Below are 20,478 nucleotides of genomic sequence, written 5' to 3' on the forward strand. Positions count from 1 at the left end.
GCCCCCACGTTTATGCTTCAGCCGAAATAGGCGCCAAGGTAAACAACACCTGCCCCGTTTTCACCGTTTGCCCTTTTTCAATGGTAATAGCATCTACACGCATACGTTCAGGTGCAATAATTGGAATCTCGATCTTCATCGCTTCAATCACAGCCAAAGTTGAACCTTCTTCCACAATATCACCCGACTGACATTCAATTTTCCAGATCGAACCCGGCATATGCGACTCAACAGCACAACCGCCTTCAGGCACTTCCACACCTTCACCATCATCCACAGCATCAAGGCTCTCAGAGACATATTCTGCAAGACCGGCTTCATGCCAGCGACGACGTTCAGCATCAAAGTTGGCTTGTTGCACGGCTTTAAAGGCAGAAATTGATTCCTGATTTTCGGTTAAGAAGTCGTTGTATTCGTTCAGGTTCAATACACCATCTTCAATGCGCAGTTTTAAACGACCCGCTTTAAAATCCTCACGCATCTGCATCAGTTCTTCTTCAGAGACTTCATAAAACTTGATTTGGTCAAAGAAGCGCAGTAACCACGGTTTGCCTTGTTCAAAATCGGCATTTTTACGGTAGCGTGACCACATTTGCGTGGTACGCCCGACAAACTGATAACCGCCCGGGCCTTCCATTCCGTATACACACATATACGCGCCGCCAATACCCACGGCATTTTCAGGTGTCCATGTGCGTGCAGGGTTATATTTGGTGGTCACCAAACGCTGACGCGGATCAAGTGGCGTTGCCACAGGCGCACCCAAGTACACATCGCCCAAGCCCATGACCAAATAACTTGCGTCATAGACCACATCTTTCACGGCTTGTTTGTCTTTTAAGCCATTAATACGGCGGATAAATTCGATATTGTCCGGACACCACGGCGCATCCGGGCGAACAGTTTGCATATAACGTTCAGTCGCCAGTTGCGTTTGAGAGTCTTCCCATGCTAGTGGTAAATATACGGTACGAGATGGCACTTGCATTTGGGTAACATCAGGCAGTTCTGCTTCCGCCACTTGAAGTAAACGTAATAAATCTGTTTGATCAAGCTTGATGGAATCAACATGGATTTGCAGGGAACGAATGCCCGGAGTCAGGTCAATAATGCCTTGGATATTTTGCTCTTTGACCCATTGCATCAGGGCGTGAATACGGAAGCGTAAATTCAGATCTAATACCAACTCACCATATTCGACCAACATATAGTTGTTGCCGGCTGGACGATACACCACATCAGGTACACCATTTTCACCTTTTAAGGTGTCGAGTACCGCATTTTTTAAGGTTGAAAGTTCAGGATAGAACGATTCATCAAATGTGATTTCTTTAGTATCTGATGCTTTTAATTGCGCATGATATTTTTCATTCAAAATTTTGGCTTGGTGATAGCTGACTGGCACAAATTTGACTTTATCACCGGCTTTGAGTTGACCCAGTTTCCACAGTTCAGAATTGATCACCACCGCAGGGCAGACGAAACCGCCCAGGCTTGGACCGTCTGGCCCGAGAATAATCGGCATATCACCGGTAAAGTCGATTGCGCCAATGGCATAGGCATTGTCATGAATATTGGATGGATGCAGACCGGCTTCACCGCCGTCTTCACGTGCCCATTCCGGTTTAGGACCAATCAGGCGGATACCGGTACGGCTGGAGTTAAAGTGAATCTCAAAGGTATGGGCAAAGAAAGTATCAATATCACGTTTGGTAAAGAAATCTGGCGCACCATGTGGGCCATACATCACCGCAATTTCCCATGTATTTGAGAACGTCGGGATTTGACCTTCTGCTAATGCTTTGACTTCATTCGATGTAAATGCCGTGATTGGAAGCATATCGCCAATCAGTAAGTTACGCCCTGCATGACCGCCAAACTGACCTAAAGTAAAGGTTGCTTGTGAACCCAAATATTCAGGTACATTCAGCCCGCCTTTGATGCCAATGTAAGTACGGCAACCTGTGGCGATCTTGCCACATTTTAATACCTGACCTTTACACACATTTACGGTTTGCCACATTGGCACAGCCACACCATCCAGAGTCGATGGCATATCACCACCGGCAAGGACAATCTGGCTGTCACAATGGAATTTTAAAGTCGGACCTTGCAGGGTACATTCAAGCCCTGCGGTGTTATACGCATTGCCTAAAAGTTGGTTGGCAACATTTAACGACAATGGATCAATCGCACCAGATGGTGGCACACCGACATTCCAATAGCCCAAACGCCCTGTCACATCCTGCACCGCAGTTTGAATACCAGCTTGCAGGACTTCAATTTTTTGGGTTTTCCATTCAAAAGTATTTAAAAAGCGTGTGGTTTGTGTACCTGCTTTAAATACCTCACCATCGATGATGTTTTGTAGATATTCAAGGTTGGTTTCGATACCTGCAACTGAGGTTTTTGCCAAAGTATCGGTCATGGCTTGAATCGCAGACGCACGATCATCAGCAGTCACAATGATCTTTGCAATCATCGGGTCATAGAATGACGATACATTTGAACCCGTTTCCACCCATGTTTCATTACGGGCATTGGCATCAAACTCTACATGCGTTAGCAAGCCTGCGCTTGGTTGGAAGTTTTTGATTGGATCTTCGGCATATAAACGCACTTGAATCGAATGCCCTTTCGACTCTAATTTATCAGTTGGTGCAGTCCAATCACCGCTGGCAAGCGTCACCATCCATTCCACCAGGTCCACACCAAAGACTTGCTCAGTCACGCCGTGCTCAACTTGGAGACGGGTATTCACTTCCAGGAAATAGAATTCTTCGGTGTCGGTATCCATCACAAATTCTACTGTTCCCGCAGAACGGTAATTCACCGATTGCATCAATTGAATCGCGACATTTTGGATATAGGCACGTTGCTCATCATTAATATGCGGTGCAGGAGTTTCCTCAATCACTTTCTGGTTACGACGTTGTACCGAACAATCACGTTCACCGAGTGCAATCACCTGACCTTGACCATCACCAAAAATTTGTACTTCAATGTGACGGGCATTTTGTACAAATTTCTCAAGATACAAACCCGCATCTTTAAAGTTGGCTTGCGCTAAATACGATACCGTTGCATAGGCATCTTTCAGTTCTGCTTCGTTCCACACCAGACGCATACCGATTCCACCACCACCGGCAGTACTTTTCAGCATCACTGGATAACCAATACGTTCTGCTTCCGTTAATGCTTCTGCTTCATCAGCAAGTAACTGGCTGCCCGGAAGTAACGGCACATTGGCTTGAATCGCAAGTTCACGTGCGGTGTGCTTTAAACCAAACTCCCGCATTTGATTTGAATTTGGACCAATAAAAGCAATTCCCTGTGATTCACATAGGTCGCAGAATTCAGCATTTTCAGACAGGAAGCCATAACCCGGATGAATCGCTTGTGCGCCGGTTTGTTTCGCCACTTCCAGGATTTTTTCAATGTTTAAGTAACTTTGGCTGGCTGGTGCTTCACCGATATACACCGCTTCATCCGCTAAAGTGACATGCAAAGAATCACGATCGGCTTCTGAATAGACAGCTACAGACTGGATACCGAGTTTTTTTAATGTGCGGATGACACGACACGCGATTGCACCACGGTTGGCGATGAGAACTTTGTTAAACATGGCTTATTCCTCGCCTTCACGGATGATCAATTGAATTTTGGTTGGGTTATAAGCATTACATGGGTTATTCAACTGCGGACAGTTTGAGATCAGTACGATCAAGTCCATCTCGGCTTTGACTTCTACGAATTTACCCGGTGCAGAAATACCATCATCAAATTTCAGATGGCCATCACGGGTCACAGGTACATTCATAAAGAAGTTAATGTTTGGACCAATATGACGCACATTTAATCCATGCTTTTTTGCGATGGGATGTTGCGATAGCGCAATCATGAAATTATTACGGCAACTGTGCATCGGGAATGTATCATGCGCATAACGAACCGTATTGCTCTCACATGAGCAGGCACCACCTAAAGTGTCATGGCGACCGCAGTTATCATCATGGATGGTGGCAATTTTATTGCCGAAGTTAGTGTATAAAGCCGTGCCTTTTTCTAAATAAATCTGTTGGTTAATTGCCAAAGTGTCGGTTGCGCTATAACGCTCCTCAGGGGTGGTTGCTGAGATAAATAGCGTATCCACTGCCTGGTTGCCTTCTAGGTCGACAATACGGAAATACTGGCCTTTTTTGACTTCGCACATCCATGCTTCACCGGCAGGACAGATTTCGCTGAGTACTGATTTTTCTAGATCTTGTTTTAAATTGGCTAATGCAGTCATGATGATTCCCCTTAAGCAGTCAAAGCGTAGTAACGATTGTTGTTTTGGAAGGCACGCTGATTTTGCGGGCATGAATCACGGCAGACATCTGTCTCACCTAAAGGCAGAGCTTTAAACAGGGATAATTCAATATCAGCAGGTGCATATTTAAAACTGTTGTCGAGTGCATGTGGTGCTGAAGAAAGAAACACCAAACAGTCCATCTCAAAGCGCAGTTCAATCACTTGATCAGTATTGTCGGATTTCACATAAGATAAATTGCCGTTGTCGTCAGGGGCAACTTTAGAGAATAGATTTACAGTACTGCTGAGATCAGTTGCAGATAGTCCAAACTTGGTCATCTCAAGTAACAAGCTGTCTTTGCCGCTACGGTACATGTCGTTACGGGCAGCTTGGAAAGTCTTTATACCGAATTGCTTTTCGATTTGCTGTACCGTGCTTGGTGCACAAAAGGCATCATTCCAGCCATGGTCATCTTTCACGATAGAGATCATGGCACGACCAAGATCGGAAGCGAGGATATGTCCTGTACTTAAAAATGCTGTATGTTGACCTTTTAAACTGTCTGGCATGTTGTAGCGTTCAAGTTTATCTTCACTGTTCACGCAGTACAGTGCCACATTGGCATTTTCGCCCAAGGATTGAAGTTGTAAGACTGCACCACGCTGGATACGTGCAGACCAGTGATGGCCACCCGGTAAAAGTTCAGTCCACAGTGCGGAATCTTCGTGATATATCGTGTTCATATGCCTCTGCCTTAATGCTTAACTATTTACCTCCCGGGCTTTTATCCCTCCGTGTAGCTTTGGTTTTAACAAACCTAGCCGTGAACTCTCGGTCTCTGACACAGTATTAAAAAAATCACTGCCGGAACCCTAGATCACTTTATGCTGGTTAAATAAATGCAAAGGACGTGCCAATTTAGTAATACGTTTTTTGGTTTTAGTCATACTGTTTTGGTTCAAAATGATGCATTTAATATGCTTTGTTAAAATGAATGCATCATGGTGAGTCAATTTATTCCCAGATTGACTGATTCTATTTTTAACGGTAAATTATTAATCATAGAGCGGACCTTATTAGGCTTTTCCCTAGGCGGTCCGCTTTTTAAATCAAGACTGGTTACATCGGGCTATTCCCTGACAAACCAGTCTTTTTTTTATGCCTTGATTTTAAAATCCGCCATAAAGCCGTTGTTTATTCTGTCTACCGCTGATAAAGATTTTTTTAGGACGACAAAGTACCACTACATTATGATTTTCTATACAAGCGGGATCTATTGACGTTGCATAAAAGATAGCGCCAACAGAGCCTAATCAAATCTTAAGATTTTTCACGCTGTAACTCATTCACCACTTTTTCCTGCTTGGCAAACCATTGATCACGACGCTGAAACAAGCGTGGTGCAGCTTGATTGACTTGATCAATCAGTGCCTGTAAATCCGCATGTACCAAGCAGCCATTTTCCACCACGACTTGTCCTGCAACCATGGTCATCAGTACGTCCTGCCCTTGTACCGCATGCACCAGGTTAGTGTGCACATTGAACAAGCGACCCTGATCAATCAGTGGAGTCATGCGTGGGGTATCCAGTTTTACTGCAATCAGATCCGCCTGTTTGCCCACTTCCAGTGAACCGATCTCATGCTGCATACCCAAGGCTTTCGCTCCGGTGGTGGTTGCCATCTGGCACACCGACCAAGCATCGAGGGCAGCCGCATCGAGGTTCGAGAATTTAGCCAATAATGAGGCCGTTTTCATTTCTTCAAACATATCCAGATTATTGTTTTCTTTTTCTCCATCAGTACCTAGACCCACCGCAACGCCTTGGTGCAACATCTCGACTATGGGCGCTGCACCCGATGCCAATTTCATATTGGAAATCGGGTTATGTGCTACACCGACTGCATGCTGTTTTAAAATTTGAATTTCATGGGGATCCGCCCAGACACAGTGCGCCAGTAAAGTTTTCGGTACATCCAGCAAACCAAGCTGTTGTAAACTTTCGATTGGACGCATGCCGGAACGACGCAGGTTTTCTTGTACATCAAACTGGCTTTCATTGCTGTGGGTATGAAACCCGGTTTGATAGTCATGACACAGCTTTTCAATGCGTTTTAATGCTGAATCCTCGGCATAAAACAGGTGTTCTAAACCGACCCAGACTTGAATTCGCCCATTGGCTTGCTGATGCCAGCGGTTGATTAAGGCTTCATTGCTTCTTAAGGTTTCAAAATAATGGTGATCCGGATGCTCCGCCACATACGGCACCAAAACAGCACGAATTCCCAAGGCTTTCGCTGCCTCGGCACTGCCGTCCATATAACGCCACATATCGACAATGGTGGTGGTCCCCGACAAAAGCGCCTCGGCATAGCACAAGTAAGATGCAATTTTGGCATCTTCAGGATTGAGTACACGGTGCATCGGGTCAATAAACTGCTGTAACCAGTCCCAAACCGCTAAACCTTCTGCTGTACCGCGCAATAAACCGGAATGGCAATGGGTATTGATCAGGCCTGGCATCAGCAGGGTTTGTGGGTAATGCTCAATGCGTACCTCTGGATAGCGCTGGGTTAACTGCGCGAGTGTATCCACCGCTTTAATGCGGTCGCCATCAATCAGTACCGCGCCATTTTGAATACATTGGTTCTGCGCATTCATGGTCAGGACATAGGCCGCAGTTAAAATTTTCATTGTTTCTACTCACCTCTATTATTCTGTTTGTTCATTTATCTATAGGTACACTTATGGCACAAAGGTTCTACCCAAAGAGGCAGGTAGATTCATTTTCAGTAATTTTTTATCGCGTGAAATCATCACCAACACCACAATGGTGGCTACATACGGCAATGCAGCAAGAAACTCATTCGGCACATTGATCCCCAAGGCTTGCGCATGAAATTGCAAAATGGTCACGCCGCCAAACAAATAGGCACCCAGCATTAAACGGGTCGGTTTCCATACCGCAAAGACCACCAAAGCAATGGCAATCCAGCCACGCCCGGCAACCATATTTTCAATCCACATCGGGGTATACACAGTCGATAGAAATGCCCCGCCAATACCCGCCATCATGCCGCCAAAAAGGACCGCGCCATAACGAATCGCCAACACGTGATAACCCATGGCGTGTGCGCTTTCAGGCGATTCACCGACCGCTTTAAGCAGCAGACCCAAACGGGTTTTTGCCAAAACAAACCATACGGCAAAAAAGGCCAAAATAGACAGATACACCGCATAGTTTTGCTGGAATAACACCGGGCCAAGTACCGGAATATCCGCCAGCAGGGGAATATTGAAATTGGCGAGACCCGGTAATGCAGTACTGACATAGTTCTGCCCCAAAAATGCGGAAATCCCGAGGCCAAAAATGGTTAAAGCCAAACCACATGCCGATTGATTAGTACTTAAGGATAGGGTGAAAAAGGCGAAAATCAGTGCCATCAGCATGCCTGCCAAACCACCGATCAGCAGCGCGCTAAACACGCTGGCATCGTATTGTGCGGCAAAGGCAAAGCCGGCAATTGCGCCCACCAGCATCATGCCTTCAACCCCCAAATTAATGACACCACTGCGCTGTGTGACCAACTCCCCCAAACCGGCAAATATCAGCGGTGTTGCTGCTGCAACAGTACCTGCAAGGATTGCGGTTAATTCTAAAGCCATATCATGCTTCCTTTTTGGTATACAACCTGGGTTTAAGGATGGGTCGCGGCGACTTGCGCAGGTGGTACAGTTTTTCTGGAAAAACGGTAACGGTTCTCAATGAGAGCATCAGAAGCCAGCAGGAAAAACAGCAATAAGCCCTGAAAAATCCCGGTAATAGCGACCGGCAATTGCAGTTGCATTTGTGCCATTTCACCGCCCAGATAAATCAGTGCCATAAAGCAGCCTGACAGCACAATACCGATCGGATTAAGACGCCCTAAATACGCTACAATGATGGCTGCATAGCCATAACCTGGCGACAGATTCGGATTGAGTTGCCCAATCGGACCGGCCACTTCACAAATACCGGCAATGCCTGCCATGGTGCCGGAAATGACCAGACTCATCCAAATGGCTTTCGAGGAGGAAAAACCAGCATATTTTGCCGCCAAAGGTGCTTGTCCACTGACTTCCAGTGTATAAGCCGTCAAACTTTTACGCATAAACAGCCAAAACAGCACGACGGCAAAAAGCGTAATAAAAAGTGATGCGTTAATGCGGGTCCCTTCCATAATCAACGGTAGCGTAGCACTGTCATTAAACATCACTGATTGTGGGAAATTCATGCCGTCCGAATCGCGCCAAGGTCCATTGACCAGATACAGCAGCACAAACAGCGCGATATAGTTCATCATTAAGGTGGTCAGGGTTTCTTCAGCATTAAAGTGGGTCTTCAGCAAGGCCGGAATCGCGCCCCAGAATGCCCCGCCCAATGCACCCATCATTACCATCAGGGGTAAAATCCATCCACCCATTTGCTCGTGGAATAAAATGGCAATACCCCCACCAAAAATCGCACCCATGGTGAGCTGACCTTCGGCCCCAATATTGAATAATTTGGCCCGAAAGCCGACCGCCAGACCCAAGGCAATCAAGATCAATGGACCGGCTTTGACTGCCAGTTCACTCCAGCCATAAGAAGATGCCAGTGGTTCAATAAAAAAGATGTACATGGCTTTGGCAGGATCGACGCCCAACATTAAAAATAAAATGCTGCCGACAATCAGCATGGCCACAAGTGCAATCACAGGAGAAAGCCACTTCATCATTTTAGATGGATGTTCACGCGGTTCTAATAAATGCATTGCATCCTCCTGTAGACATCAATAGAGAGGAAAAGCGTATTAAGCATGAATTTGCTCCTCTACACTTGGTTCTGTTGCCAGCGGACGGCCAAGTCCCGACATTAGCATCCCAATAGTTTCCGTATGGGTCTCATCGGTATTGACCGGTTCAGATAATTCGCCATTGGCAAGCACACAGAGCCGGTCGCTCATTTCAAACAATTCTTCAAGTTCTTCTGAAATCACTAAAATGGCAACGCCTTGCCGTGATAAATCAATCAGGGTTTGTCGAATAAATACTGAGGCGCCTACATCCACGCCCCATGTAGGCTGTGCCACGATTAAAAATTTTGGATTTTGCAGAATTTCCCGGCCGACAATAAATTTCTGTAAATTCCCGCCGGATAAGGCGCGTGCTTCGGCTTCCGCGCCCCTGGCTTTGACGCCAAATTTTTCGATACATTGCTCGGCAAAGGCTTTGCATTGGTCAAATTTAATCAACCCCCAACGGGTCAAGTTTTGTCGAAATGCGGTAAGTAAGGCATTTTGCGATAGGGTCATATTGGGTACCGCACCACGACCCAAACGTTCTTCAGGTACAAAGCCCAGTCCTAGGTCACGGCGCTGCCCTGCGCTGCATGCTGAAATATCCTGTTGGACTAAATAGATTTTTCCGCTTTTCAAGCGTTGTTCACCCGACAGCAAAGCCAGCAGTTCTGCTTGACCATTGCCCGAAATACCGGCAATGCCGACAATTTCACCTGCCTGAATAGTTAAATTGATATTTTTCAGTGACGCTCCAAATGGGTCATCGGACTGATAATCCAGATTTTCGACTTGGAATAAGATCTGTTTCGCGCCTGAATATTCTTGGCGAACATAGGCGGGTAAATCACGACCAATCATTAAACGCGCTAAATCACTGGTACTGTTTTTTTTGGGATCGACATTTCCGCTGACACGGCCATTGCGCAAGATGGTCGCTTCATCACAGAGTTGTTTAATTTCATGCAGTTTATGACTGATATATAAAATCGAAACGCCCTGCGATGCCAATAAGCGTAAAGTTTTAAACAGTTGACGTACCGCGTGTGGCGTTAATACCGAAGTTGGCTCATCTAAAATAATTAAAGCGGGATTTTGTAAAAGACAGCGAATAATTTCGACGCGTTGCCGTTCACCCACAGACAGGGAATACACCTCACGCCTTGGATCGACCGGTAAACCGTATTGTTCAGAGACTTCAATAATTTTTTGACTGAGCACGGCTAAATCAATTTTTTCATCCAAACCCAGTGAAATATTTTCCACCACAGTCAGGGTTTCAAACAAAGAAAAATGCTGATATACCATGCCAATACCGAGTTTTCTTGCCATCGATGGATTGTCGATTTTGACTTCTTTACCGTTCCAGAGTATTTCGCCCTGATTGGCTTGGGTTGCACCATAAATGATTTTCATCAGGGTGCTTTTTCCGGCGCCATTTTCTCCCAGGATGGCATGAATTTGTCCAGGTTGAACCGTTAAATGTATCTGGTCATTGGCTTTTAAGGAATTGTAATTTTTACAGATATTGATGAGCTGTAAACGCGGTACCTTCGAAGTAGATCCTGCGTTCCTCTCTCGCATATGAGCAGATATATTGTGTGGAGAAGTCATCATAGGCACTCTATTTAATGCTGTGATAGTGTGCATCCACCTGAAGTGCATCGTGTATTCAGATGGATGAAAAATAAAATCAATCGCGTGAATTCAAGGTCATTTAATTGCTGAATCTCGACCCCGTTATTTCGGTAAAGCCCCTTCTACGCCTTTAACGTAATAGTTCATTTTGCTTAAAGCAGCGTCATCTAATGATTTGCCCTTAGCCAACACCAAACTGCCATCCTGCTTGTAAATTGGACCTGCAAATGGATGTAAGCTACCTTTAAAAATGGCATCACGCACGCTTAGGGCTTTGGTTTTTACTGCTGTGGGTACCGATGGACCAAAGCTTTCAATATCCACCGCTTTTTGTTTTACGCCGTACCACATTGAACTGGGTTTCCAAGTTTTATTGCTCACTTGTGTCATTACTGGGGTATAAATTTTTTCCCAATGTAAAACCGATGCAGCAAGATGGGCTTTTGGACCAAATTTACTCATGTTGGAATCCCAACCAAAGGCAAAGACGCCTTTTTGTTCTGCTGCTTGCACCACCGCTGGAGAATCGGTGTTTTGCATCAGTACATCTGCACCTTGAGCAATCAGTGCCAATGCTGCGTCCCGTTCTTTGCCCGGGTTAAACCAGGAATTGACCCAAATCACTTTGGTTGTAATTTTTGGATTGACACTTTGCGCGCCCAAGGTATAGGCATTGATGTTACGTACCACTTCTGGGATCGGGAACGATGCCACCACGCCCAATACATTGTTTTTGGTTTTTTGACCTGCAACGACACCCAGCATATACGCACCTTCATAGGTGCGTACGTCATATACTCCTAAATTTTTCCCTTGTTTATAACCGGTTGCATGCATAAACACAGTATTAGGAAATTGCTTGGATACTTTTTCCATCGCATTCATATAACCGAAAGAGGTGGCAAAGATCACCTTGTTGCCCTGCTGTGCCAAGTTACGGATCACGCGTTCAGCATCTGCTGTTTCTGGTACATTCTCGATATAGGAGGTTTTATATTTAGCAGCGAGTGTTTTTTCAGTTTTAATACGACCCTGGTCATGAGAGTAGGTCCAGCCATGGTCACTGGTCGGTCCAATATAGACAAATGCGGCTTTATCTTGGGCTTGAACATTGGCTACAGCCGCAATGCTCATCATACCGCTGGCCATTAATACCCCAACTAATTTTTTGAATCCTGTTTTCAATGCATTTTTTTCTTTCATTCTGGTCTGCTCTTGCTGTTCTCTGTGTCCGCTGACACACGCCTTTAAAATGGCTTCACTCGAATGAGCTCAGTCTGTTCAATATATAATTAGCAATAAGTATTCCAACTTTTAAACAAAATAATAAATAGGGATGATTTAAATAAAATATTTTTTTTTAAACATTGAATTAAGCATTTTTATATTAATTTTAGACAATTTAAGCTTATATTTTTTATTTAATAAAAAATTATAAATAAATTTAAAATAGATTTATTTTAATTATGTTTATCATTGGTGCAGTAAAATAAAATGCATTAAATTTGAGCATTTAATAAGTGGCTGTCAATATTGAATAACAAGAAGCAGATATTAAAAATCCCTCTGCGTGAACAGAAGGATAAGATAATGCAGGCAGATGGATTAAAATAATTTAGCGTTCTGTCCAGAAGGCCTGTTGTAATGCCGCTGTTTGTTCTTCAATTTCTGCAACTGGACCGATCAAATCAATATTTTTCTGACCATGGGCAAAGACATAAGCAGATGACACACTCATGGTCGGATTTTCCTGATGATTTCCCGTACATTCTAATAGCCGTTGTTCGGTCATGCCATACACCACGCGGCCAATATTGGCCCAATAAATCGTTCCGGCGCACATGCAGCAAGGCTCTACCGCGGTATACAAGGTACATTGCCATAAATATTCGGCCGGATAATTACTGGCGGCAATGCGTGCCAAGGTTGACTCGGCATGATTTACCGTATCAATATTACACTGGGTGAACAGCACGGTTTGATGATCCGGTCCAACCAATACTGCACCAAAAGGGTGATGCCCCAAAGCCATCGCCCTTCGTCCCACCTCATTGGATAAGCTTAAAAACTGGATGATTTGGGCTTGATTGGGTCGATCCATTTTATTCATTTCCCTCTACTGTTTTCAGTCTGCAGCTATTATTAAACAGCTCATTTAAAATGATACTTAAATTTAAAATATAATAAAGATAAAAAACTTAAATTATAAAATCTAGAATTTATATTTTAAGCTTTAACTTATATTGATTAAATTAAAACAGATTAAACAATATAACGTTTGCTTAAGCCCCATTCGGCTAATATTCGACGGTAGGTGGTTGAGGAGCGATCTGCTTCAAAGTGTGCTTCCATAGAAATATCAAGGGGAAGCTCTTCGGGTTTTTGACTTTCCACCATTTCCTGATCTTCCGCAAAAATTTGTGCATTAAAGTCATACACGGCTTGTAAATCACCGGTGGTATCGAAGTTGCGCGTCAGCGGCACGAATAAACGGGTTTTATTATGTGAAACCGGACAACAGGCATTGAGGATTTTTAACAGCCCTTGTTCAGGGAAATGTACCGTCAACACCGCAGAAAATGGCGGATAGACATCAAATACCCGTTTCCACAAGAAATCTTCCGGCGCCAAATGTTGCATCCCATGTGGATAGTTGCTGACATCACTGAGATATTCGCTATGTAAACCATACTCGGTCCGTTGTGTTGAATATTTTGGCACCACTGGATTTTCACGATCTGCAAATGAACCCTGATGCACCCAAGCAAAATGCGCCACATCAATAAAACCTTCCAGCTGACGGCCACTAGAGCCGCTAATATCAACAAACGGCGGTAAGATCGATTGTTGTCCTGCAGTATCCCAGGTCTCCAGTTCAGGAAAATTGGCTTTCGATGCATCACGGCTAAAAATACTGGTCCAGATTAAACCGTATTTTTCGACCACTGGAAATTTAGTCAAGGAAAAGCGTTCAGAAATCTTGGTCAGCTCAGGTTGCGCCGGAATTTTGATACATTGCCCTTCAGCATTGTAATGCAGGCCATGATAGGGACAGACAATATTTTCACCCGATACCCAGCCTTTGGTCAATGGGACACCGCGGTGTGGGCAGAGATCACGAACCAGTTGAATAGCGCCACTTTCTGTTTTATAGAGTGCCAGTTTGACATCAAGCAGCATCACTTGTTGCGGTTGGGTCGAAACGTCCTGAATACGTGCAACCGGATACCAGTGATGTGCCAGAATGTCCCAGTCCTGATCATCAAACTGGCTATAACAAGGCTTGTTGAATAAATTGGTGACTGGAATTGCGTTCATATCAGACCTATCTTATTTCTTGATGTCATGTCTTTTTACAGGCCTTAAAACTGCATATCCATACAATTCTGGCTTTGCTTATAATTGAAATTACTTAATTTTTTATCATTCTGTCTATTAGAATGTTTGGTATAAATCATTCTAAAAATTAGAACACTTCAATGTTATGGGGATGTATTTATGCAGAAAACATCATCATTTGGCATAAAACTCGCATAAGGACGTTTATCTAAAATGTTGATATGAAAAAAAGTGGGTTGCAAGCTTTGACTAAATTGATGAATACGCCTTTTTCCCGATTTTCAGAATATTTTATGGCTGTAGCGAAAACGGGCAGCCTACGCAAAGCCGCGGATCAATTATTTATTTCCGTGTCTGCGGTACATCGGCAAATTGCTTTGGCTGAAGAAGAGCTGGGCATTATTTTGTTTGAGCGTTTGCCGAGCGGCTTAAAACTGACTCTTGCCGGTGAATTACTCTATGCCGATGTCTTGAAATGGCAAAAAGAATTCCAGCAAACCCGGATCCGTTTTGATGAAATTCAGGGACTCACGCGTGGAACCATCGAATTTGGTTTAATCTCTGCCTTAAGTGATGGTTTTGTCATGCAATCGGTGCAATATATGTATCAAAACTACCCATGGATCAATTTTAATATTCGGGTCGCAGACAGTGAGATTATCGCCAAGAAGATCATGGAGGCAGAATTGGATTTTGGTTTAATCCTGAATCCAAAGGCACATCAACACCTTGAAGTGGTTCATTTTTTAGAATTGCCCTTAGGTTTTGTGATGGGAAAATCACATCCACTTGCAGAAGCCGAAAAGATTTATTTTTCAGATACCTTAAACGACAATCATTTTATTCCGGCAGAACCTTTGATTATTCATGACTATGTGCAAGCCATGTATAAACACCATAAATTTACCCCTACGCGTAAAACTGAATCGAATGATATTCGCTTGATGAATAACTTAATCAGAGCCAATGCCGGCATCGGAATTTTAAGTTATTTGGACGTTTTTCCTGAGCTTGAAGGTGATAAATTAATTTTTAAGCCCATTTTAGACAAAGGTCTGCATCCGCTGACCATTGCATTATGTGTTGCGCCGAAACGACAAATTTCACGCGTTTCGCAGTTAATGATTAAAAATATTATTGAACAAATGGAAGAATTAAAAAACAAGGTGAAAGCTATTCTGGATGCCTAACCTTGGTATTGGTATTGCTGTTTTGATAGAAATTTCAATTGTTAAGGCAAAGCTATGTTGACTATCTCAATTAAACAGCTACCCTCACTTTTAATCGGGATGAAATTCAGCGCTTAGGACAAGCGGACCTCGGGGTGGGTCATTGTCCACAGAGGGCTGGCCTCAGGGATTTGCCCGCTATGGATTTAAGCCAAGCGGGTGCAACTATTGGTTTAGGAGATGGTTCTACTGATGAGGCATCCACCCTGATTTTAGAAGTCCGACAAGCCATGTATTTGCAAGGTCTAAAATAGGGTGCAGCAAAAGTCATTACTGAATTGGCATTGGACCACCCAAGGTGCGGCCAAATTACGCGGACGCGCCGAAAATTTAGGTGAAATTGCTGTCCATCCCTGCTTTAAATCAAAAAGCTTAAAAGTCAGGCCCAGATCACCAGCATCGCGGCAACCACCACCAGTAATAATCCTCCATGTTCTGATTTGGTCAGTTTTTCTTTAAAAAAATATGCAGAAATTAACAGACTAAATAGAATTTCAATCTGTCCCAAGGTTTTTACAATCGCCACAGACTGCATGCTCATGGCAGTGAACCATCCCAAGGAGGCAATAAAACTGCACAGACTGACTTTAAAAGTGAGGCCTAACCTGACCCACATCGCCTTTAAGGTCTGGCGGCTAAATAAACCTAAGTACATCAGCATACTGATACACTGAAAGCCGATAATGCTGAGCAATACCCATGCCGCCCGATGAATAAATGGTAGTTGCGGCAATTCCAGACTGGCTTCACGAACCAGAAGCGAGGTAATGGCAAAGCACAGACCACTGCCTATACCAATGCATAAGGTACTTAGGGAAAGCTTTTCTGTTCTTGGCCCTTTACTGAGTAAAAAGACGGCCCAGCCACCTAAGGCCACCCCGAACCAGCCGAGTACAGTTAAATGCTCACTCAGCAATGAAGCCCCGATCAGCGCGGCTAAAACGGCTTCACTCTTGGCCAGACCCACACCAATAGCATAGTTTTTTTGTTTAAATAACTGCACCATTAATACCGTTGCAGCAATCTGACTGATCCCGGCAATGACAATATAAATGACATAACGTGGGGTAAAGCTAAGCTGGAGTGGCATGGACTGACTATAATGCAGAAAGGTCAAATAAAGAATGGCCAGGGGAAAACCGAAAAGAAACCGCGCTAGCGTTACGCCATAAACATCAACAGTGGTACTCAGCTGCTTTTGAAATGCATTCCGCCAAGCCTGCATAAATGCAGCCATCAGCGTAAACAGAATCCATGTGGATGCCATTACTTGACCTTATTAAAGCTATAAAATGCAAGTAATTTACTCCTTCATTACTGAATTAACGACTCATTTTTCAAAAAGGTTTTAATGATTAAAATTTTTATGGTCTATGCTCATAAAAACCCTTCATGGCGAAGGGTTCTTCAGCTAATCGGTTCAACTAAAGATCAATCCAGTGGATTACCGACAATATTACTGATAATGCCTTTCATAATATGAAGACCTTGCTCTTTTCGCAGGTCGTCATACCAAGCCTGGGTAATCTGCTCATCTTTCATATGTGTTACATCACAACGCTTACGCGCACGCAGGACCAATTCATTGGCACGTTCATTCCGCTTATTTTGATACCGCTTTAAAGCATCCTCCAAGCCCAAGGTATTAATTTGCAAGGCACGAGATAAATAAATCGAATCTTCCATCGCCTGGCAGCCCCCTTGTCCAATATCAGGTGTGGTGCTATGTGCGGCATCCCCTAAAATCACGACACGTCCCTTATAGAACTGGGTAAAGGGTTCAATATCGTGAATTTCGACCCGATTGGTTTTCTGTTCATCAATGCTGTCAATCAGGTGTTGAACCTGTGGGCACCAACCGGAAAAATACTGCTTCAATAAGGTCTTATATTCTGACCGGTTATTCTCTAAACCCACAGGCAAGGGCACATCAAAGAAGAAATAAAAGCGCTGGTCTGCCACAGGCATAAGCGATGCGCGCTTGCCCTCACCCACAAACGTTGTCCACTGTTTTGCCGGCGCTAAATCCTCAGATATTTCAACCAGGCCATTCCAGTTCACATAGCCTGCATAACGGCGTTCAACTTGCTCACCGAGCACATATTGACGTGTCATCGAGTGAGTACCATCCGCGCCAATCAACAGCTCTGCACGGGCACTGCTGCCATCCTGGAAACCAATTTCGACATATTGGCCATTATCCGCAATCGACACCATTTTTTTACCGAGCTGAATCTTCTGCCGGCCAAACTCATCCATTAACATATTTTGTAATTCAGCACGTGATACTGGATATGGACGTTGACCAACTTCTTCAATTAAAGGCGTCAAGCTAAATTGGGTCATGATCTCGCCACTCAAGCCGTCGATATAGGCCAAATCATCCATTTGGCCACCCAGCTTTGCCACCTGCTCAGTCAAACCTAAATAATTTAGACATTTCACTCCATTCGACCACAAAGAAATTGCAGCACCGACAGGTAAAATTTGTTCTGCTTGCTCATAGATGGTAACTTGATGACCGAACTTTTTTAGTGCAATTCCTGCGGTTAAACCACCCATTCCTGCCCCAATAATTGCAATCTCCATCTATAACTCCTTTATATATTTAAGTATCTGCACCACAAAATGCTAAAAACGTGCCATTTTTTAGATAACGCACTTAAAAATTTCAAAAGTTGGCACAAGCTGTGCTTCTAAACATATGTAAAAGCTTGTTTTTATCGATTATTCAAAATGAATCACCCAATAAAACAAGTCTATTCATTTGATTAATAAAGTTAATGGAAGATATTTATGGCAACTTTGTTTGCACCAATTTTTGATTTTCCTCACCATATACAGCAGTTAACCAATCTGGCAGATGCTCGAATTGGTGCAGAAATTCTTGAATGTTCGGATGAGTTTTTTGCTGAAGCAAAACGGATGTTGCAATTTGATGCACCGGTTTTTGTTGAAGACAAGTTTGATGAGCATGGTAAATGGATGGATGGTTGGGAAACGCGCCGCAAGCGCTTTGCAGGCTATGACTGGGCCATTATCAAACTGGCGGTTGCGGGTCAAATTCAGGCACTGGATATTGATACGACTTTTTTTAGCGGTAATTATCCGTCCTCTGCTTCTGTTGAAGCATGCTATGCACCAGATGGAAATATCGAAGCAGCAGAATGGATCAGTATTTTAGAAAATAATGTCCTTGGACCTAGCCAGCACCATATTTTCTCGATTTCAACAAGCCAGACATTTACCCATGTCCGCTTGAATATTTATCCCGATGGCGGTGTTGCACGCTTTAAAGTATATGGCAGTGTAAAAATTGATCTTCACGATCATGATCAAATCCTGGATGTATTGGCACTGGAAAATGGCGGCCGTGTGATTGCCTATAGCGATGCGCATTTTGGTCACCCACGTAATTTGATTAATCCGGGGCGCGGTATCAACATGGGCGATGGCTGGGAAACAAAACGTCGCCGTGCCCCCGGTTTTGACTGGTGTATTTTAGCTTTAGGCGCAAATGCCCGAATTGAAAAAATTGATATTGATACCGCACATTTTAAAGGCAACTATCCAGCTGAAGTTTCTATTCAAGCCATTTATATTGAAGATGCGACTGATCTACAACTCATTCCACAAAGTATGTTCTGGCCCTTTTTATTAGAGGCACAGCCCATGCAAATGGATCATATCCATCATTACATAGATGAAATTTTACAGCACGAAAAAATTTCGCATATCCGTGTGAATATGATCCCGGACGGCGGGATCAGCCGGATTCGCTTATGGGGAAAAATGGTTTAAAGCTGATGGAGACTTTGAACATGCAAACTGTAAAAATCCAGCCTTTAACGGCTGGAGCTTTTCTGCCTTATGGTGAGGTTATTGCCTGTCAGGGTAATCATTATTTTCATATCAATGAGCAGCAGACTGAGCGTTATCATGCCTTGGCAGAGGTAGAAACTGATGCAAAAGCTGGACTCAGTATATTCAGGAACATTCAGGCCACGGCAATCCCTTTTGAAATTTCAATGCTAGAAAGGCATCCTCTCGGTTCACAAACTTTTATTCCTATGCAGGGTCAGCAATTTTTGATTATTGTTGCCCCTGCTCTTAATCATGAGCAACCCGATCTCGGTCAGATTCAGGTATTTATGAGTGACGGTTCGCAAGGCATAAATTATCGTGCCGGTACCTGGCATCATCCCTTGCTGACGCTTGAAGTACCGAGTGATTTTGTGGTGGTAGATCGGATTGGAACTGGACCGAACTGCGATGTTTATACGTTTCCTCAAAAAACTTCTATAGTCTTTTAATGAATAAAAAAGCCCTTATTTTTAAGGGCTTTTAATTTTTTTGGGAACTGATTTGCTTAAAAATGATATTTCACTAAAGCACTGACATTGTTTTCATCCGCATCTGGAATGCTATATTTATTGTTCCAGATTGAATGCTCAATACCTACATATAAGCGTGTGTCTGGAGAAATGTGTTTACCGAGATTCCATTTCCACTGTGTGGTCCAGTTCATTTCACTGGCGTGATTTTCACCTTCATCAGTAGACCAATCCAGGAAACCATCAATCAAGAAATCTTCCGAACCTAATTTCACTGGAATACCATAAACAAAGGTCAACTGGTAATCATCTTCAATCGAGTCATTATTCGCACGGTATACATTCACTTGTGCATACTGGAAATATGGAATTGCCAAGTCAACACCTACCCCATACAAATAGTTATTAAAACCAGTGCCTCCTTCCCAGGTGGTGGCCAGCAAAACATCTTTAATCGGTCCAAGCTCGAGTTTTTGACCCGTAACTGCACCTAGACTTAAGCGGGGCGAGGCTTCAAAATAAGTCTCTTTACCACTGACGTCATTGTCGGTACGGTCAGCAAAACCAAAGAAATCCCCATATTTTAATTTTGCAGTATATTCAAAGGTCACGGTTGACTGTTCATCTTCACGTGCAATCAGTTCATAGTTATTACCATACAGGCCTGAAATACTGAAGTCTTGCCAGATCGGTGCGGCTTGAGCACCAATGGCGGTGGTTGCCAATGCAGTAGCAGTCAATAATTGTGTTAATTTCATAAAAACCTGACCCCAAAAGAAAGAAAATAATTACAGGATTAATTAAGCAAAAATGAAGCCAATTTTTTA

At 43.7% G+C, this 20,478-nt stretch carries 16 protein-coding genes and 1 riboswitch; of the genes, 3 read left to right on the top strand and 13 right to left on the bottom strand.

Going from position 1 to position 20,478, the window contains the following annotated elements; genetic code table 11:
- Nucleotides 1-10 precede the first annotated feature (10 nt).
- From uca to ACKI4H_RS06980, 10 genes are all read right to left on the bottom strand, one after another.
- The gene (gene uca, locus ACKI4H_RS06935; RefSeq protein ID WP_407304719.1) at nt 11-3,625 is read right to left on the bottom strand and encodes an urea carboxylase; all 3,615 of its coding nucleotides are present in this window, start codon (nt 3,623-3,625) and stop codon (nt 11-13) included.
- A 3-nt stretch (nt 3,626-3,628) separates the two neighbouring features.
- On the bottom strand, nt 3,629-4,291 hold the full coding sequence (locus tag ACKI4H_RS06940) for an urea amidolyase associated protein UAAP2 (protein WP_407304721.1): 663 nt from the start codon (nt 4,289-4,291) through the stop codon (nt 3,629-3,631).
- Between the two features lie 11 nt (nt 4,292-4,302).
- Nucleotides 4,303-5,037, bottom strand: a complete 735-nt coding sequence (locus ACKI4H_RS06945; protein WP_407304722.1) for an urea amidolyase associated protein UAAP1 — start codon at nt 5,035-5,037, stop codon at nt 4,303-4,305.
- Nucleotides 5,038-5,065: 28 nt separating this feature from the next.
- Nucleotides 5,066-5,181, bottom strand: a riboswitch (guanidine-I (ykkC/yxkD leader).
- Between the two features lie 433 nt (nt 5,182-5,614).
- Nucleotides 5,615-6,988: an amidohydrolase family protein gene (locus tag ACKI4H_RS06950; RefSeq protein ID WP_407304723.1), complete on the bottom strand. Its 1,374-nt coding sequence runs from the start codon at nt 6,986-6,988 to the stop codon at nt 5,615-5,617.
- A 51-nt stretch (nt 6,989-7,039) separates the two neighbouring features.
- Nucleotides 7,040-7,960 (bottom strand): ABC transporter permease, encoded by a 921-nt coding sequence (locus tag ACKI4H_RS06955; RefSeq protein WP_407304724.1) that lies wholly within the window; start codon nt 7,958-7,960, stop codon nt 7,040-7,042.
- A gap of 32 nt (nt 7,961-7,992) precedes the next feature.
- Nucleotides 7,993-9,087, bottom strand: coding sequence for an ABC transporter permease (locus ACKI4H_RS06960; RefSeq protein ID WP_407304725.1), 1,095 nt, complete (start codon nt 9,085-9,087; stop codon nt 7,993-7,995).
- 39 nt (nt 9,088-9,126) lie between these two features.
- Entirely contained in the window at nt 9,127-10,728 is a 1,602-nt protein-coding gene (locus tag ACKI4H_RS06965) for an ABC transporter ATP-binding protein (RefSeq protein ID WP_407304726.1), read from the bottom strand.
- Nucleotides 10,729-10,851: 123 nt separating this feature from the next.
- Nucleotides 10,852-11,952, bottom strand: a complete 1,101-nt coding sequence (locus ACKI4H_RS06970; RefSeq protein ID WP_407304727.1) for a BMP family ABC transporter substrate-binding protein — start codon at nt 11,950-11,952, stop codon at nt 10,852-10,854.
- A gap of 412 nt (nt 11,953-12,364) precedes the next feature.
- The gene (locus tag ACKI4H_RS06975; RefSeq protein WP_407304728.1) at nt 12,365-12,850 is read right to left on the bottom strand and encodes a nucleoside deaminase; all 486 of its coding nucleotides are present in this window, start codon (nt 12,848-12,850) and stop codon (nt 12,365-12,367) included.
- A 161-nt stretch (nt 12,851-13,011) separates the two neighbouring features.
- Nucleotides 13,012-14,067, bottom strand: a complete 1,056-nt coding sequence (locus tag ACKI4H_RS06980; RefSeq protein WP_407304729.1) for a Rieske 2Fe-2S domain-containing protein — start codon at nt 14,065-14,067, stop codon at nt 13,012-13,014.
- A 278-nt stretch (nt 14,068-14,345) separates the two neighbouring features.
- Between ACKI4H_RS06980 and ACKI4H_RS06985 the strand changes: the two genes are divergently transcribed.
- Nucleotides 14,346-15,278: a LysR family transcriptional regulator gene (locus ACKI4H_RS06985; RefSeq protein WP_407304730.1), complete on the top strand. Its 933-nt coding sequence runs from the start codon at nt 14,346-14,348 to the stop codon at nt 15,276-15,278.
- A gap of 418 nt (nt 15,279-15,696) precedes the next feature.
- Here the strand turns inward: ACKI4H_RS06985 and ACKI4H_RS06990 are convergent, their stop codons facing one another.
- Both ACKI4H_RS06990 and hpxO read right to left on the bottom strand, forming a co-directional pair.
- Complete coding sequence (locus tag ACKI4H_RS06990) at nt 15,697-16,584, bottom strand: EamA family transporter (protein WP_407304731.1); 888 nt, start codon at nt 16,582-16,584, stop codon at nt 15,697-15,699.
- A gap of 164 nt (nt 16,585-16,748) precedes the next feature.
- On the bottom strand, nt 16,749-17,906 hold the full coding sequence (gene hpxO, locus ACKI4H_RS06995) for an FAD-dependent urate hydroxylase HpxO (protein WP_407304732.1): 1,158 nt from the start codon (nt 17,904-17,906) through the stop codon (nt 16,749-16,751).
- A 207-nt stretch (nt 17,907-18,113) separates the two neighbouring features.
- Here hpxO and alc point away from each other — a divergent pair, with 207 nt between their 5' ends.
- Both alc and ACKI4H_RS07005 read left to right on the top strand, forming a co-directional pair.
- Nucleotides 18,114-19,118, top strand: a complete 1,005-nt coding sequence (gene alc / locus ACKI4H_RS07000) for an allantoicase (protein ID WP_407304733.1) — start codon at nt 18,114-18,116, stop codon at nt 19,116-19,118.
- 14 nt (nt 19,119-19,132) lie between these two features.
- Nucleotides 19,133-19,630: an ureidoglycolate lyase gene (locus ACKI4H_RS07005; protein ID WP_407304746.1), complete on the top strand. Its 498-nt coding sequence runs from the start codon at nt 19,133-19,135 to the stop codon at nt 19,628-19,630.
- Nucleotides 19,631-19,686: 56 nt separating this feature from the next.
- Here the strand turns inward: ACKI4H_RS07005 and ACKI4H_RS07010 are convergent, their stop codons facing one another.
- Nucleotides 19,687-20,409: an outer membrane protein OmpK gene (locus ACKI4H_RS07010; protein WP_407304735.1), complete on the bottom strand. Its 723-nt coding sequence runs from the start codon at nt 20,407-20,409 to the stop codon at nt 19,687-19,689.
- Nucleotides 20,410-20,478 lie beyond the last annotated feature (69 nt).

This window comes from Acinetobacter sp., assembly GCF_045628685.1.
Taxonomy (GTDB): Bacteria; Pseudomonadota; Gammaproteobacteria; order Pseudomonadales; family Moraxellaceae; genus Acinetobacter.

Excerpts from the sequence above, each read along its gene's own strand:
- ACKI4H_RS06975 (WP_407304728.1), bottom strand. The coding sequence starts at position 12,850 with ATGGATCGACCCAATCAAGCCCAAATCATCCAGTTTTTAAGCTTATCC.
- ACKI4H_RS06945 (WP_407304722.1), bottom strand. The coding sequence starts at position 5,037 with ATGAACACGATATATCACGAAGATTCCGCACTGTGGACTGAACTTTTA.
- ACKI4H_RS06960 (WP_407304725.1), bottom strand. The coding sequence starts at position 9,087 with ATGCATTTATTAGAACCGCGTGAACATCCATCTAAAATGATGAAGTGG.
- ACKI4H_RS06965 (WP_407304726.1), bottom strand. The coding sequence starts at position 10,728 with ATGATGACTTCTCCACACAATATATCTGCTCATATGCGAGAGAGGAAC.
- uca (WP_407304719.1), bottom strand. The coding sequence starts at position 3,625 with ATGTTTAACAAAGTTCTCATCGCCAACCGTGGTGCAATCGCGTGTCGT.
- ACKI4H_RS06980 (WP_407304729.1), bottom strand. The coding sequence starts at position 14,067 with ATGAACGCAATTCCAGTCACCAATTTATTCAACAAGCCTTGTTATAGC.
- ACKI4H_RS06940 (WP_407304721.1), bottom strand. The coding sequence starts at position 4,291 with ATGACTGCATTAGCCAATTTAAAACAAGATCTAGAAAAATCAGTACTC.
- ACKI4H_RS06955 (WP_407304724.1), bottom strand. The coding sequence starts at position 7,960 with ATGGCTTTAGAATTAACCGCAATCCTTGCAGGTACTGTTGCAGCAGCA.
- ACKI4H_RS06950 (WP_407304723.1), bottom strand. The coding sequence starts at position 6,988 with ATGAAAATTTTAACTGCGGCCTATGTCCTGACCATGAATGCGCAGAAC.
- alc (WP_407304733.1), top strand. The coding sequence starts at position 18,114 with ATGGCAACTTTGTTTGCACCAATTTTTGATTTTCCTCACCATATACAG.
- ACKI4H_RS07010 (WP_407304735.1), bottom strand. The coding sequence starts at position 20,409 with ATGAAATTAACACAATTATTGACTGCTACTGCATTGGCAACCACCGCC.
- ACKI4H_RS06985 (WP_407304730.1), top strand. The coding sequence starts at position 14,346 with ATGAATACGCCTTTTTCCCGATTTTCAGAATATTTTATGGCTGTAGCG.
- hpxO (WP_407304732.1), bottom strand. The coding sequence starts at position 17,906 with ATGGAGATTGCAATTATTGGGGCAGGAATGGGTGGTTTAACCGCAGGA.
- ACKI4H_RS06990 (WP_407304731.1), bottom strand. The coding sequence starts at position 16,584 with ATGGCATCCACATGGATTCTGTTTACGCTGATGGCTGCATTTATGCAG.
- ACKI4H_RS06970 (WP_407304727.1), bottom strand. The coding sequence starts at position 11,952 with ATGAAAGAAAAAAATGCATTGAAAACAGGATTCAAAAAATTAGTTGGG.